Consider the following 13,414-nt stretch of genomic DNA (forward strand, 5'->3'; position numbering starts at 1 on the left):
CTTCCGCCGCCGCCGTTATGGGAGCGGTGAGTGCCGCAAAAGATAGATCAACTTCGCTAGTTGATCTATCTTTTGCGGCACTCACCGCTTTGAGCATCGAGATTGCGCTTCGGAACACTGACGGGATGTTGAGCGAGTACTGACCCAGCCTCCTAGGAAGCGGTGAGCGGATGTGGCGCGAGCGGCTACATGTGCGCTCGGGGTGCGAACGGGGAGCGGAGGGCGGCGAGCGGGTCACAAAGGCGCGAGGTGCGTGGATGGCGGCCGACAGGGCGAGGACATCCGGCGACTCGGGGGCAGGGAAAACGACGTGAAGAGACTTCAGCGCATCGCGGCGCGCGGAACGGCTACCGCCGTGGGAGCCTGCCTGCTGGTGCTGCTGGTCCAGCCCGCGCCGGCCCTGGCGAACACCTCTACCGCACGGGCCCAGGCGGTCACGCTCACCCTGCTCGGCGGCACCGCGGCCACCCCCGTCAGCGCTGCCGACAACAACGGCGAGCAGGAGACGCAGATCTCCGGAGCCGCCCCCACTCTCGGACTGCTCGGCCGGCAGCCGCTGATCACGGCCGGTGCGCTGGTGCAGAAGGCGGTCGCCTACCCGGACGGCACGTCGACCTCGTGTGCGGGCCTGGTCGGTACCGGCGGCTGGATCTCGGTCGGTGCGGACGGCTCCTGTACGGCGTCCGGCGGCGGAGGCCTCCAGATCGACCTGGCCGGCCTGGCCACAATCAAGGCGGACGCGATCATCGCTTCCTGCCGCGCCGCCGCCGGTCAGCCTCCGGCCGCCGAGGTCACGCTCGCGAACGCGTCAGTGCTGCTGCTCGGCCTGCCGCTGCGCGACCTTTCCCCGGCTACGGCGCCGAACACCGGCCTCGACATTCCCGGCGTCGCCACGCTTGTGGTGAACGCGCGCTCGGCCCCCGCCGACCCTGCCAGCATCCGCGCGACCGCACTCCGGATCAGCCAGGCGCGCAGCGTGCTCGCCGCCGACCTGGGCATAGCCACCTGCGGCGAGAACGCTGTCATCCAGCCGGTCCCGGTACCAAGCCTTCCCGTAGTCGGCGCCGTCGTCGGTGCGGCGCTCTGGTTCGGCCGCCACCGCCTCCGCGATCTTTCCTCCACGCTGCGTATGGCCCGCTGATCGCGGCCGCACCTGTCACACTCAGCGGTCACTCCGGCTGGTAGTCGGAGCCGGTCCAGCGGAGGACAGTGGTCTCGACGGTGCCTTCGGCGCAGTTCGGGGTGCAGGTGTTGAGGTCCTGGCGGATCTCGATGATGCCGTCGTTGTCCGTGTCCACGGGTGTGACGCTGTAGAAGCGGGAGGTCGGCAGTTCGGCCTCGTCCGGAAGTGAGCCGAAGTCGTCGAAACCGGCTCGAGTCGGGGCCAGCACCAGCAGGCCGTCGTAGCGACCCGGGTTGTAGAGGACGAACAGGTGGCCGGTGCGGTCGGTCGCCGGCTCGGCGGGGTGGATCTCCGTCCAGTCGCCACCAGGCCGGCTCCAGTGGACGGTGCGGTCGTCGCCGACCGCGAGCAGGCCGGACTCGTGCGGCACGGTCGCGCTGGGCCCGCCGCCCTGGAAGGTGAGAAGCCAGGTGGGCCCCCACTGCGGATGATCGAACGGGAGTATGCCGGTCGTCGTGCAGTCGATCGTGCACAGGCCGAGCTGCCGGTAGTCGTTCGCGGCGAACACCGGGGCGGTGCTGCTGCGTGGTGCCGCCGCGGATACGCCTGTGGACGGCGGGGCCTGGGGTTCGCCGGGGGGAGCAGCGCAGGCGGTGAGGGCCACGGTGGTCACCAGCGCTGCCAGGGCAGCAACCGCGGATGGCCGGACCGCCCAGCGGGAGAGCCTGAAGTCGATCATCGTTCCCCCATCGGCGAGGTGGCGCGGTCGGTGCGCCGCGTCCTGAATACCATGCCGCCGACGACCGAGGCGCTACCGGTACGGCGGTGACCGGGCGGGTTGCGGCTGCGGGGCGTACCGCTGAGGGCGTGGGGTGGTGGGTTTGATCGATTGCGGAGTGCCGGATCGAATGGCGTGTCGGTGCTGTTGACAGCGTAAGTCAGGCGGCGTACGTCTGGAGTGGACGGATGGAGGACGCCATGACGACCGTGGATGAACCGCGCAGCTTTCCTGCCGCGATCCCGGAACGGCTAGACCCCGACCCGACCCTCGCGGACCTGCGCGCACAGCCGATGATCAGGGTCCGGCTGCCCTACGGTGAGCCGGCCTGGCTCGCGACCCGCTACGAGGACGTGAAGACCGTGCTCGGCGACCCGCGGTTCAGCCGGGCGGCCGGGGCCGGCCGGGACGAGCCGCGGGTACGTCCGATGATCCCGCCGCCGGGGAACATCCTCGGGATGGACCCGCCGGAGCACAGCCGGCTACGGCGCCTGGTGATGAAGGCGTTCACGATGCGGCGGATCGAGCAGCTCCGGCCGCGCGTGCAGCGGCTCGCGGACGAGCTGGTCGACGGCATGCGTGCGGCGGGCCCGCCGTCCGACCTGGTGGCGGACTTCGCGCTGCCGCTGCCGGTCGCGGTGATCTGTGAGCTGCTCGGCGTTCCCTACGAGGACCGCGGCGACTTCCGGTACTGGTCGGACGCGTTCATGTCGACCACGCGGTACCCGCAGGACGAGGTGGTGAGCTGCGCGCGGGCGATGAACGGCTACATGGCCGGGCTGATCCGCAAGCGGCGTGCGGAGCCGCGGGACGATCTGATCAGCGCGCTTGTCGAGGCGCGGGACGAGCACGACAAGCTCTCCGAGGAGGAGATGCTGTCACTGGCGCAGGCGATCCTGATCGCGGGCCACGAGACCACGGCGTCGCAGATCCCGAACTTCGTGTATGTGCTGTTGCACCACCCGGCGCAGCTGGCCGCGATGGACGACATCCCGCGCGCGGTGGAGGAGCTGATGCGGTTCGTCCCGCTCGGGTTGGGAACCGGCATCCCACGGTACGCGCTTGAGGATCTGGAACTGGGCGGTGTGCTCGTGCGCGCGGGCGAGCCGGTGCTGCCGTCGATCCCCTCCGCGAACCGGGACTCGGAGGTCTTCCCCGGCGCCGAACGGCTGGACCTGACGCGGGACGGCGTGTCCCACATCGGCTTCGGGCACGGCGCCCACCACTGCCTCGGCGCCCCGCTTGCCCGGATGGAGCTGCAGGTCGCGGTCGGCACGCTGTTCGGGCGGTTGCGCGGGCTGCGGCTGGCCGAGGGCGAGGCGGGCATCGGCTGGAAGGCGGGCCTGTCCACGCGCGGCCCGGAGCGGATGCCCGTCGCCTGGGACTGAGCGGCGGGGTGACCGGGGCTCCCGCACGGCCCCGGTCACCACGTGCCTCCGGCAGGGCTTCACGGCGTCACCCGAGGCTCGGCCCGTGCGGCGACGCCGCCCGCTGGACCGGCCTCAGGCTCAGCCGATCAGGCGGCAACGCCTGGTGGCCGGAGGGCTACGGCGCCGCCTGAGGATCGGCGTCGACCGGATCGGCAGCGACCGGATCGGCGACCGGCCGGCGGCGTCTGATCAGGACGAACGCCGCGACAGCGACGGCCGTGACGGCGAGGGCCAACGCGGCGATCAGCACGCCCGGTGCGATCGGCGACGACTCCGCGACCGGCGCGGCGGCCGCACTCGTCACCTGTGCCGCCACGGGCGCGCCGGCCCCCACGGTGAACGCATACGCCCCCTGCACCGGGTGCCCGTCCTTCGACACCACCCGGTACGCGACCGTGTAGACGTCATCTCCCGGCGTACCCGTGAAGGTGATCGTGGCTTTTGCGCCGTCGACGACCGGCTCGGAGACCGCGACGCGCGTCTTCGCCGCATCCGACACGATGATCTGGGTATACGCGGGATTGAGCGCCTCAGCGAATTCCAGAACAACCTCCGCGGGTACGGTGTCCAGCCGCGCGTTCTCGGCCGGTGCGGACGACGTCAGCCGGTTGTGGGCGAACGCGGGCGTGGCCGGGACCAGCGCGGCCACGCACACGGCGAGCGCGGCCACGGCCACCCGGCGGATCATGCGAGCACCTGCTGCCCGATCCAGCCGCCCTCGGCGACGCCGGGCGGGACCGCGAACACGGCCGACCCGATCGGCGTTATCCACTCGTTGAGCAGGTCTTTCTCGGCAAGTCGCTGCTGGATCGGCAGGAACTGTTTCACGATGTCGGCCTGGAACGCGGCGAAGATCAGGCCGCAGTCCGCGGTGCCGTCCGCGGCCGGCGCATCGTCGTAGTTGTACGGCCGGCGCACGATCTTCAGCCGGTCGTCGGTCTGCCGGGCGCGGGTGACGTGCGCGAAGTCGGGCATGACCGGGAAGCCGGTGCCGTCAAGCTTCGTGAAGTCGGGCTCGTCCAGCTCGTTGACGCCGGTCAGGGGTGCGCCGGTGCCGAGTGTCCGGCCGACCGCGTTCTCCTTGTCGGTGCGGCCGAGCAGGTCCCACGCTTCGAGCTCGGCGCGGATCCGGCGGACGACAAGCTGGGTGGAGCCGTCCGGCCGCCAGACCGCGGTGCCGAACGACGGGGTGGCGGCGGCCGGGTTGGCGGTGCCGTCGAGCTGGCCGAGCAGGTTGCGCTGGGTCTGCCGGGCCGGTTCCATGCCGGCGCTGCGCCGGAAGCCGCGCTGCACCCAGCGGACGGTGGCGAACGGGCGGCTGTCCTTGACCAGCATGCGCTGCGCGTGCGCGACGGTGATCGGGTCGTCCGCGCAGATCTGGATCAGTAGGTCGCCGCCGGACCAGCGCTCTTCCAGCCGGTCGATCTGCGGGAACGCGGGCAGCTCCGCGACCGGGGAGGGGACTCCGGCCGCCGCGTAGAGGCCGGGCCCGAAGCCGAACGTGACTGTCAGCCGGGCCGGGACCACAGCCAGTTCCGCCTCCGTGTCGGCGAGTGGCGGTTCGCCCCGGGTGAGCCGGGCCGCGTCGTCGCTGAGCAGCCGCATCATCCGGGCCAGCGCGGTCCGGTCGGTGCCGGGCAGCAGCGTGAACGCGACGAACGCGCCGTGCGCCTGCGCCTCGGTCTCCACACCGGACTGACGGTCGCCGTAGAACGGTTCGATCGCCTGGCCGTAGTCGACGAGCGTCGGCGGCGCGGCCGGGGCGGCCGTGGGCGCGTCGCCGGGGGAGAGGGCCGCCACCGCCACGCCACCGGCGACGGCGCCGCCGATCGCGGCGGCGCCCCCGGTGAACAGCCCGCGTCGGCTGATCGTCACGAATGGGTCCCGGTCGGCATCCCGGTCATCTCCGGCATGGCCGAGCCGTGCGCACCTGGCGCGTACGACTCCTGGGCGCCGGTGAACGGCTTGCCGACCGCGGTGAACGGCACGCTCGTGCCGTCGGCCAGGGTAAGCGTCACGGTGATCTCGTCGCCCGCCTTCACCGGCGTGGTCAGGCCCATCATCATGATGTGGTCGCCGCCCGGTGAGAGCACGTGCTCGCCGCCGGCCGGGATGGTGAAGCCGCCCTGCTTGGGCTGCATCTGCATGGCGCCGCCGACCATTGTCGTCTCGTGCAGCTCCATCATCGGGGACACGGACGCCGCGGCCGAGACCACTGTGATGTCCGCCGTGCCGCCGTTGACGAGCGTGCCGAACGCCGCGGTCATCCCGGTGTCCGCCGCCTTGATCCACGGGTCCTTCACGGTCAGCCCGGCCGTGGTCGCCGCGGCCGCGGCGGAGGTGGCGCTCGGTGCCGGCGCGGCGGCTGTGCTGTCGTCACCGCAGGCGGCGAGGCCGCCGAGCGCCAGTGCCAGCGCCATGCCGGCACCCATCCGCGAAGTCCAACCCATGTGACTGCTCCTTCTCGAAGATCGTTCGGCGGGTTGGTCGGCGGGAGGGCTCGAACAGTTCCCGGCGTACCCCGTGAGGTTGCCGATTTTGATCTACGAATCGGGCAAATCATCCTAAAGTTGACTTGACGGGGTTTTTCCAGCAACGGGGGATAAATGAGGATTTCTCGGAAACAGTGCTTGGCGGCCGGTACGGCGGCGGCCGGGGCCGGGATGGTGGCGGTGCTCGGGATCGTCGCGCCGTCGGCGGCGGAGCCGGTGTCAATCCCGCCGGCCACGCTCTACCAGCTGTCGATCATCGCCGGCAGCAACGCCGGGAGCGGCCTGCCCACGCCCGGGCCGGCGATCCAGTCGCGGATGGACGAGCCGACCGACATGGCGTTCGACACGGCCGGCAACCTCTACGTGGCGGACACCAACAACTGCGTCATCGAGAAGATCACGCCGAACTACCAGCTCTCCATCTTCGCGGGCCTGCCCAGCGGGTGTAATCCGCCACTGGCCCGCAACGGCGTCAACAACGGCCGGCTGGTAAGCCTGGCGTGGCTGAACGGGCACCTCTACATCGGCAGCGCGGACTCCGGGTACATCTACCGGGCCAACTCCAACGGGGACCTCACCGAGGTGGCCGGGAACGGGGTCGAGGGGCCGCCGAGCAACAACCAGGTCAACACGCCCACCCAGATGGTGGCGCACGGGAACTACCTCTACTTCGGCGACCAGGCCGAGCACCAGGTCGGGCGGCTCGACGTGACCGCCAGCCCCGCCACCATCGAGGTGGTCGCGGGCGACGGCGGGGCCACGTCGACGACGCCCTCGTCGCCGCTGCAGGACGCGAGGACCATCTCGATCGCCATGCCCAACGGCGTCGCGGTCGCCGGTGACGGCACGCTCTACGTGTCGGACACCCAGGAGAGCCGCATCCTGCAGATCTCGCCGAACCTGGAGGTGCTGGGCCAGGTGTTCTACCCGGGCCCGATCGGCCTGGCGCTGAACTCGACCGGCAGCACGCTGTACACCGCTTCCTACGCCGGCGTCATCACGGAGATGAGCACCGACTTCTCGGTCGGCGGGATCGGGATCGGCGGCCTGATCGCCGGCAAGCCGCAGTTCGGAAGCAACGCCGTCGCCCGGGTCGACCCGGTCAGCGCGCTGACCTCCTCGCAGGTGACGGCGGGACCGGCGCTCGAGACGGAGATCGGCCAGCCGACGGGGGTGGAGGTCGCCGCGAACGGTGACATCTACGCCACCCTCAGCGCGCCCAGCATGTTGATCAAGCTGCAGAAGATCAAGGCGTCGCCGTCGGTGCCGCCGTTCCTCGGGCCGGACCCGGTGGTGACCTCGGTTCCGTCCGCAGTCCCGTCGGTGACGCCGTCGGCCGTCCCGTCCGCGTCCGCCACGCCGTCCACCGTGCCGTCCGTGTCGCCGTCTGTGGTGCCGCCGTCGGTGGTGCCGACCACGCCGGGCCCGGTCGTCACGACGCCGCCGCCGGTGAACCCGTCGAACCCGCCGCGGATCAACCTGAACCTGAACCTGACGCTCGACGCGCCGCTCACCGGTGCCAAGGCGACGGTAAGCGGTGGCGGCCTGGAGCCGCAGTCGCCCTACGTGCTGACAATGAACTCCACGCCGATCGAGGTGGCACGCGGCACGACCAACGCCGCGGGCGCGTTCAACGCGGTCATCACCATGCCCGCCAAGGCGTGTGTGACAGGCGGCTCGCACCGGCTCGTGCTCACCGGCACCGCACCCGGCGGCGCCAAGATCGAGGACACCAGCTACGTGGTCCTGTCCGACACGTGCAAGGCCAAGAGCATCTCCAACGTCGCACCGCCGGCCAACAACACGGTGGTGCTGCAGGCCTTCACGTTCCCGCACTACTCCGCGAAGCTGCGACCCAAGGCACTGCGCACGCTTAGCGAGCTCAAGGGCGCGCTGTCCACCGCCAAGGCCATCACGATCACCGGCTACACGGAGACCGACAGCAAGGGCAAGGCCGCGAAGAAGGCCAACAAGCGGCTGGCACTCAAGCGGGCCAACGCGGTCCGCGCCCAGCTGCGGAAGCTCGGCGTCACGGCCCCGATCACCGTTGTCGGCGCCGGCGGCGTCAACGGCCTCGGCAAGGGCCAGAAGTTCAACCGCCGCGTCGTCATCACCGTCCGCTACTAGCCAGAAGTCTTCCGCCGGGGTCCGTGGAAGTCTCCCTTGACCCCGGCGGGACCTGACCACCTCGTGAGACGCCATCTCTGGTCATGGCGGCGAGCCGGAGGAGCGAAGGGACGACCCGGGTCCGTGGAAGTCTCCCCTGAGCCCGGCGGGACCTGACCACCTCGTGAGACGCGGGCGACCAGAGATGGCGGGCGGCGTCAAGACACGTTCTTCGTCTTGTCGTCGCCTGCCATCGCCGGGAGTGGCGGCGAGCCGGAGGAGCGAAGCGACGACCAGAAACAGAGCTACAGAATCCCGCGGGACATGGCGGTGGTGACCGCGGCCGTGCGGTCGGACACGTCGAGCTTCGCGAACGCGCGCAGCAGGTGCGTCTTCACCGTCGCCTCGCTGATGTGCAGCCGGCGGCCGATCTCCGCGTTCGTGTGTCCCTGTGCGACGTGCCGCAGCACCTCGATCTCCCGGCCGGACAGCTGCGGCGCCTGCGGTTGCCGGACCTGGCGTACCAGCCGGCCCGCCACTGTCGGGGCAAGCACGGTCTCGCCGCGCCCGGCGGCCCGGATCGCGTCGGTGAGGTCCGCACGGCTGGCGTCCTTGAGCAGGTAGCCGGACGCGCCGGCCTCGACCGCGCGCAGGATGTCCGCGTCGGTGTCGTAGGTGGTGAGCACGACGACCCGGGTCTGCGGCAGTTCGGCAAGGATCAGGCCGGTCGCGGTCGCGCCGTCCACGCCCGGCATGCGCAGGTCCATCAGCACCACGTCCGGGTGGAGTGCACGCGCGGCGGTGACCGCCTCCGCGCCGGAGCCGGCCTCGCCGATCACGTCCAGGTCGGGTTCGGCGCCGAGCATGCCGCGCAGGCCGTCCCGGACCACCGGGTGGTCGTCGACGAGCAAGATCCTGATCATGAGGGTACGTCCAGTTCGATAGTTGTTCCGGCCCCTGGTGCGGACGTGACGGTGAGGCGTGCGCCGATCTGCCCGGCCCGGGACCGCATGCCGCGCAACCCGTACCCCCCGGTGTCGTGATTGCCGGTGTGGAAGCCGACGCCGTCGTCGCTGATCGTCAGGTGGTTGCCGACCAGGTCGACGGTGACTGTGGTCGCGTGCGCGTGTTTGCGGATGTTCGTCAGCGCCTCCTGTACGGTCCGCACGATCACCACCTCGACCGCGGTCGGGAAGTCGCCCGCCTCCACCGTGCAGGTCGCGTCGTGCGCCGCGGCCAGCCGGGACAGCACCTCCGCGAGCGTGCGCCCGTGCAGGTCCGCCGGGGCCAGCACGGTCACCATGGCACGCGCCTCGGCCAGGTTCTCCCGCGCGGTGCTCAGCACCAGCGCCAGATGCCGGTCGGCCGCGGCCCGGTCGGTGTCCAGTTCCGACTCGATGGCCTGGGCGAGCGTGACGATGCTCGTGAAGCCCTGCGCAAGCGTGTCGTGGATCTCCGCGGCCAGGCGGGAGCGCTCCGCCGCCACACCCGCGTCGTGGGACAGCGCCGCGACCCGGGCCCGGCTCGCCTCCAGCTCCTCGATCAGCTGCGCGCGTTCCCAGCTCTGCCGCGATATCCGGTCGGTGGTGTTGCCGATCAGTGCGGAGAACGCCAGGCCGATGAGCGCGATGCCGGTGTCGATCCGCAGCTCCTCGATGCCGGCGCCGTGCAGCAGGTCGAGCGGGAGCGGCGTCAGGTTCAGCGCGGCCGCGGTGAGCAGCGCCGGGCGGTTCGGCAGGCACAGGAACGGCATCGGGCAGAGGCCGAACAGTGCGAACGTGCTCATCTCGTCCGCGAGCACCGCGACCGTGAACAGCGCTACCAGCACCAGCCCGAACCAGGCGTTCCCGTCGACCGGGTACTCGCCCTCGCGCCGCGCGATCCGGTGACCCCAGACCAGCCACGCGGCCGCGGCAAGCGCGAGCGCGGTCACCGCGACCGTGCGGGCGGCCGGGGACGCGTCCTCGTGCCGGGCGACCATCACGATCACCACGGCCAGTGCGAGGGTGAGGAACGCGTCCCACGGCCACAGCCATCTCACCGGGTGCGCCGGTCCGTCCAGCGGAACGTCGCCAGGCACAGCACCAGGCCGAGCAGACACCACGCGCCGAGCACCAGCGCGATCCTGCCGTGCTCCCACGAACCCGCCACCTCCTGCGCGGCCAGCTGATCCGGCAGGAACACCGACCGGAAGCCCTGGCCCATCCACTTCACCGGGAACAACGACGCCACGGTCAGCATCGCATCCGGAAGCATCGAGACCTGCACGAAGATCCCGGAGGTGAACTGGAGCGCCAGCACCGGCAGGTTCATCACGGCCGGGGCGCTGCGCGCGGAGCCGGCAAGCGTGCTCGCCGCGATCCCGAGCAGCGTGCACGCCACCACCGACAGCGCCATCAACCAGGCGAACGTCACCCAGCGCCCGACGTCGCTCGGCAGTTGCAGGTCGAACAGCAGCACCCCGGCCGCGAGCATCATCACGACCTCCGCGGCGGTGGTCACGGCCACCAGCACGATCTTGCCGATGAGGTACGCCGTGGCGCTGGCCGGCGTGCCGCGCAGCCGCTTGAGCGTGCCGTCCTCCCGGTCACCCGCGATCCCGATGCCGACGCTGATGAACGCGGTCGCCAGGATGCCGTAGGCGATCATCCCGGCCGCGAACACCTGGCTCAGCCGGGTGCCCGGCACGTCGTCGAGCGGCGCGTCGAAGATGAATCCGAGCAGGATCAGGATCGCCGTGGGCAGCGCGAAGGTGAACACCACTGCGGACCGCTCGCGGAAGAACTGGCGGATCTCGGCGCCGCCGCGGGACAGGCCGATCCGCAGCGTGGACGGCAGGGGCCGGCTCGCGACCCCGGTTACAGTCGTGGCGGTCATGCGGCCTCTCCGATCAGTTCCAGGTAGACGTCCTCCAGGCTGCGGGGCTGCACCCGCAGGTCGGTCACGGCCGTGGTCCTGTCCACAAGCGTGGCAAGCAGCGGCAGCGGCTCCGGCGTCACCACCCGGTGCGGGCCGGTGTCGTCCCGCCAGCTGACGATCGAGTCCGCGGTCCGGCCGCCGATGTCGCCCGGCGTGCCCTCCGCCACCACCCGGCCGCCGGACAGCACGGCCAGCCGGGTGGCCAGCGCCTCCACCTCGTCCAGGTAGTGGCTGGTCAGCAGGATCGTGGTGCCGTCCGCGGCCAGATCCTTGATCAGCGACCAGAACGCGCGCCGCGCCTCCGGGTCGAAACCTGTCGTCGGCTCGTCCAGGAACAGCAGCTCCGGGTCGCCGACGATGCCGCACGCCACGTCCACCCGCCGCCGCGTCCCGCCGGAGAGGGTGCGCAGCCGGGCGCCGGCCTTGTCGGTCAGGCCGCACCGATCGATCACCGACTCCGGGTCGCGCGGGGCCGGGTAGAAGCCGGCCACGTGCCGGACCATCTCCCGCACGGTCAGCTCCGCGCCGTCCTGCGCGCCCTGCGGCACGATCCCCAGCCGCGACCGCCAGCGCCGCCCCGCCGTGGTCGGATCCTCGCCGAGCACGCGCACGTCGCCGCCGTCGCGCGGCCGGTAGCCCTCCAGGATCTCGACGGTGGTGGTCTTGCCCGCGCCGTTCGGGCCGAGCAGGCCGAACACCTCGCCGCGCTCGACCGTGAGCGCTATGCCGTCGACGGCGGTGTGCCGCCCGTACCGTTTCTTCAGTCCCTGCACCTCGATGACTGCCATGCCGTCGATTCTTCGAGCTTTCTCCGGCGCGCGGGACGACCGGGGGACGGAATCGTCTGTCCACCGATCGATGGACACGGGTTAGATGGGTGTCATGCCGCTCGATGCGTACTACACCAGGCACCTGTCCGGGCCCGCAGCTCCACTCCCGCCCTGGGTGCACCCGTCCGTCTCGATCACCCAGACCACAGCCGACGGGGTACGGGTACGCGTCTACACGCCGGTGGCCGGGTTCACGCGCGTGCTGCTGTGGGCGCACGGCGGCGGGTTCACCCGCGGCGACCTGGACATGCCTGAGGCGCACACGGTCGCGGGGGAGCTGGCGCGGCGCGCGGGCGCGCTCGTGGTGAGCGTCGACTACCGGCTGGAGCCCTATCCGGCGCCGCTCGACGACGTGCATACGGCCTGGACGTGGCTGCGGCGCCGGCACCCGGACCTGCCCGCCGCGATCGGCGGCGCGTCCGCGGGAGGGAGCCTGGCGCTTGCGGCGGCCGTGCGTGCGGGGGACGCGGGGGCGCTGCTGCTGGCCTATCCGGTGGTGCACTTCCCGGTTCCGGAGCTCGACGACGTGACCCGGGTGGAGATGATGAGCCTGCCGCCCACGGTCCGGCACCCACCGGCGTCAGTCGAGGCCATGTACCGCTCCTACGCCGGCCGGATCACCGGGCTGCCCGAGGGGGTGCTGCCCGGCAACAGCGCGCTCGACGGGCTGCCGCCGGCCGCGATCCTGCTCGGCGAGTACGACGATCTGCGCCCGTCGGGTGAGCTGCTCGCCCGGCAGCTGGACGAGAGCGGTGTGCCGGTCGCGATGCTGCTGGTCCGCGGCGTGCTGCACGGGCACCTCAACCATCCGGGCGACGTGCCGGCGCTTGAAGATTCCCTTGATTTCTTCGCGGAAGCACTTACCGAGGCACGTGCCTGATCTGTAAGGGTGTCCGCATGACCGATCTACGGGACCGCTTCCGCGCGCTGCACGAGTCCGGCACGTTCATCCTTCCGAACCCGTGGGACACCGGCTCCGCCCGCCTGCTGGAGAGCCTCGGCTTCCCGGCGCTCGCCACCACGTCCTCCGGGCTGGCCGCCGCGCTCGGCAAGCACGACCAGGAGGTCACGCCGGACGAGTTGGTCGCGCACGTCGCCGCCGTCACGGCCGCGGTCGGCGTGCCGCTCACTGTGGACGCGGAGCGATGCTTCGATGACGTTGTGGCCACTGTGGACGCGCTAGCCGGCGCGGGGGCGGCCGGCATCTCCATCGAGGACTACGACCCGGCGGCTGGGGCCGTCGAGCCGCTTGAGGAGGCGGCCGCGCGCGTCGCGACGGCCGCCGAGGCCTGTGCGCGGTACGGCATCGTGCTCACCGCCCGCGCGGAGAACCACCTCTACGGGCGCGACGACCTGGACGACACAGTCGCCCGGCTGCGCGCCTACCGGGCGGCCGGCGCGGACGTGGTCTACGCCCCCGGCCTCAACACCCCTGCGGACATCTCCCGGGTGATCGCCGAGGTCGACGCGCCGGTAAACGTGCTCGCGCTCGGCGGCGGGCCAAGCGTGCCGGAGCTGGCCGCGCTCGGGGTCCGCCGGGTGTCCACCGGCGGCGCGATCGCCTGGGCGGCATACGGCGCTGCCCGTGACGCCGCGCGTGAGCTGCTCGGGCCCGGCACCACGACGTTCCGGGCCAGGTCGCTCACCGGCGCGGAGATCGATTCCGCGTTCGGGTGACATCCGGGCATCGGCGGGGCACGATGCGTGCGGGACACATGATCAGAGAGGATGGCGTC

General features: G+C 71.5%; 13 protein-coding genes. 5 read left to right on the forward strand and 8 right to left on the reverse strand.

Annotation, left to right across the window (positions count from 1 at the left end):
• Positions 1–310: 310 nt before the first annotated feature.
• On the forward strand, positions 311–1,141 hold the full coding sequence (locus ACIA8K_RS18035) for a choice-of-anchor P family protein (RefSeq protein WP_396060153.1): 831 nt from the start codon (positions 311–313) through the stop codon (positions 1,139–1,141).
• Between the two features lie 28 nt (positions 1,142–1,169).
• On the opposite strand, the gene ACIA8K_RS18040 is transcribed toward ACIA8K_RS18035, so the two are convergent.
• Positions 1,170–1,862 (reverse strand): hypothetical protein, encoded by a 693-nt coding sequence (locus ACIA8K_RS18040; RefSeq protein WP_396060155.1) that lies wholly within the window; start codon positions 1,860–1,862, stop codon positions 1,170–1,172.
• A 239-nt stretch (positions 1,863–2,101) separates the two neighbouring features.
• Here ACIA8K_RS18040 and ACIA8K_RS18045 point away from each other — a divergent pair, with 239 nt between their 5' ends.
• Entirely contained in the window at positions 2,102–3,289 is a 1,188-nt protein-coding gene (locus ACIA8K_RS18045; RefSeq protein ID WP_396060157.1) for a cytochrome P450, read from the forward strand.
• 157 nt (positions 3,290–3,446) lie between these two features.
• On the opposite strand, the gene ACIA8K_RS18050 is transcribed toward ACIA8K_RS18045, so the two are convergent.
• The 3 genes from ACIA8K_RS18050 to ACIA8K_RS18060 are packed head-to-tail and all read right to left on the reverse strand — an operon-like array spanning position 3,447 to position 5,781.
• Entirely contained in the window at positions 3,447–4,019 is a 573-nt protein-coding gene (locus tag ACIA8K_RS18050) for a copper resistance protein CopC (RefSeq protein WP_396060159.1), read from the reverse strand.
• On the reverse strand, positions 4,016–5,200 hold the full coding sequence (locus ACIA8K_RS18055) for a Dyp-type peroxidase (protein WP_396060762.1): 1,185 nt from the start codon (positions 5,198–5,200) through the stop codon (positions 4,016–4,018). Before ACIA8K_RS18055 ends, ACIA8K_RS18050 begins: the two co-directional genes overlap by 4 nt.
• Before the next feature lie 2 nt (positions 5,201–5,202).
• Positions 5,203–5,781 (reverse strand): copper chaperone PCu(A)C, encoded by a 579-nt coding sequence (locus ACIA8K_RS18060; RefSeq protein ID WP_396060161.1) that lies wholly within the window; start codon positions 5,779–5,781, stop codon positions 5,203–5,205.
• A gap of 156 nt (positions 5,782–5,937) precedes the next feature.
• On the opposite strand from ACIA8K_RS18060, the gene ACIA8K_RS18065 reads away from it, so the two are divergent.
• On the forward strand, positions 5,938–7,950 hold the full coding sequence (locus ACIA8K_RS18065) for an OmpA family protein (protein ID WP_396060163.1): 2,013 nt from the start codon (positions 5,938–5,940) through the stop codon (positions 7,948–7,950).
• Between the two features lie 284 nt (positions 7,951–8,234).
• On the opposite strand, the gene ACIA8K_RS18070 is transcribed toward ACIA8K_RS18065, so the two are convergent.
• The 4 genes from ACIA8K_RS18070 to ACIA8K_RS18085 are packed head-to-tail and all read right to left on the reverse strand — an operon-like array spanning position 8,235 to position 11,636.
• Positions 8,235–8,852, reverse strand: coding sequence for a response regulator (locus ACIA8K_RS18070; protein ID WP_396060165.1), 618 nt, complete (start codon positions 8,850–8,852; stop codon positions 8,235–8,237).
• A complete protein-coding gene (locus ACIA8K_RS18075) occupies positions 8,849–9,970 on the reverse strand; it encodes a sensor histidine kinase (RefSeq protein WP_396060167.1) in 1,122 nt (373 codons plus the stop codon). Before ACIA8K_RS18075 ends, ACIA8K_RS18070 begins: the two co-directional genes overlap by 4 nt.
• Entirely contained in the window at positions 9,967–10,806 is an 840-nt protein-coding gene (locus ACIA8K_RS18080) for an ABC transporter permease (protein ID WP_396060169.1), read from the reverse strand. The genes ACIA8K_RS18075 and ACIA8K_RS18080 overlap by 4 nt, the downstream gene beginning before the upstream one ends.
• On the reverse strand, positions 10,803–11,636 hold the full coding sequence (locus ACIA8K_RS18085; RefSeq protein ID WP_396060171.1) for an ABC transporter ATP-binding protein: 834 nt from the start codon (positions 11,634–11,636) through the stop codon (positions 10,803–10,805). The genes ACIA8K_RS18080 and ACIA8K_RS18085 overlap by 4 nt, the downstream gene beginning before the upstream one ends.
• 94 nt (positions 11,637–11,730) lie before the next feature.
• Between ACIA8K_RS18085 and ACIA8K_RS18090 the strand changes: the two genes are divergently transcribed.
• The gene (locus tag ACIA8K_RS18090) at positions 11,731–12,558 is read left to right on the forward strand and encodes an alpha/beta hydrolase (protein WP_396060173.1); all 828 of its coding nucleotides are present in this window, start codon (positions 11,731–11,733) and stop codon (positions 12,556–12,558) included.
• A 17-nt stretch (positions 12,559–12,575) separates the two neighbouring features.
• Positions 12,576–13,355 (forward strand): isocitrate lyase/phosphoenolpyruvate mutase family protein, encoded by a 780-nt coding sequence (locus tag ACIA8K_RS18095; protein WP_396060175.1) that lies wholly within the window; start codon positions 12,576–12,578, stop codon positions 13,353–13,355.
• The last annotated feature ends 59 nt before the right edge of the window (positions 13,356–13,414 follow it).

The sequence above is a fragment of the Catenuloplanes sp. NPDC051500 genome (assembly GCF_044454585.1).
Taxonomy (GTDB): Bacteria; Actinomycetota; Actinomycetes; order Mycobacteriales; family Micromonosporaceae; genus Catenuloplanes.

What these genes read in the sequence shown, in the direction of transcription:
- ACIA8K_RS18085 (WP_396060171.1), bottom strand. Translation starts at nt 11,636, where the DNA reads ATGGCAGTCATCGAGGTGCAGGGACTGAAGAAACGGTACGGGCGGCAC.
- ACIA8K_RS18090 (WP_396060173.1), top strand. Translation starts at nt 11,731, where the DNA reads ATGCCGCTCGATGCGTACTACACCAGGCACCTGTCCGGGCCCGCAGCT.
- ACIA8K_RS18040 (WP_396060155.1), bottom strand. Translation starts at nt 1,862, where the DNA reads ATGATCGACTTCAGGCTCTCCCGCTGGGCGGTCCGGCCATCCGCGGTT.
- ACIA8K_RS18060 (WP_396060161.1), bottom strand. Translation starts at nt 5,781, where the DNA reads ATGGGTTGGACTTCGCGGATGGGTGCCGGCATGGCGCTGGCACTGGCG.
- ACIA8K_RS18080 (WP_396060169.1), bottom strand. Translation starts at nt 10,806, where the DNA reads ATGACCGCCACGACTGTAACCGGGGTCGCGAGCCGGCCCCTGCCGTCC.
- ACIA8K_RS18050 (WP_396060159.1), bottom strand. Translation starts at nt 4,019, where the DNA reads ATGATCCGCCGGGTGGCCGTGGCCGCGCTCGCCGTGTGCGTGGCCGCG.
- ACIA8K_RS18045 (WP_396060157.1), top strand. Translation starts at nt 2,102, where the DNA reads ATGACGACCGTGGATGAACCGCGCAGCTTTCCTGCCGCGATCCCGGAA.
- ACIA8K_RS18095 (WP_396060175.1), top strand. Translation starts at nt 12,576, where the DNA reads ATGACCGATCTACGGGACCGCTTCCGCGCGCTGCACGAGTCCGGCACG.
- ACIA8K_RS18065 (WP_396060163.1), top strand. Translation starts at nt 5,938, where the DNA reads ATGAGGATTTCTCGGAAACAGTGCTTGGCGGCCGGTACGGCGGCGGCC.
- ACIA8K_RS18070 (WP_396060165.1), bottom strand. Translation starts at nt 8,852, where the DNA reads ATGATCAGGATCTTGCTCGTCGACGACCACCCGGTGGTCCGGGACGGC.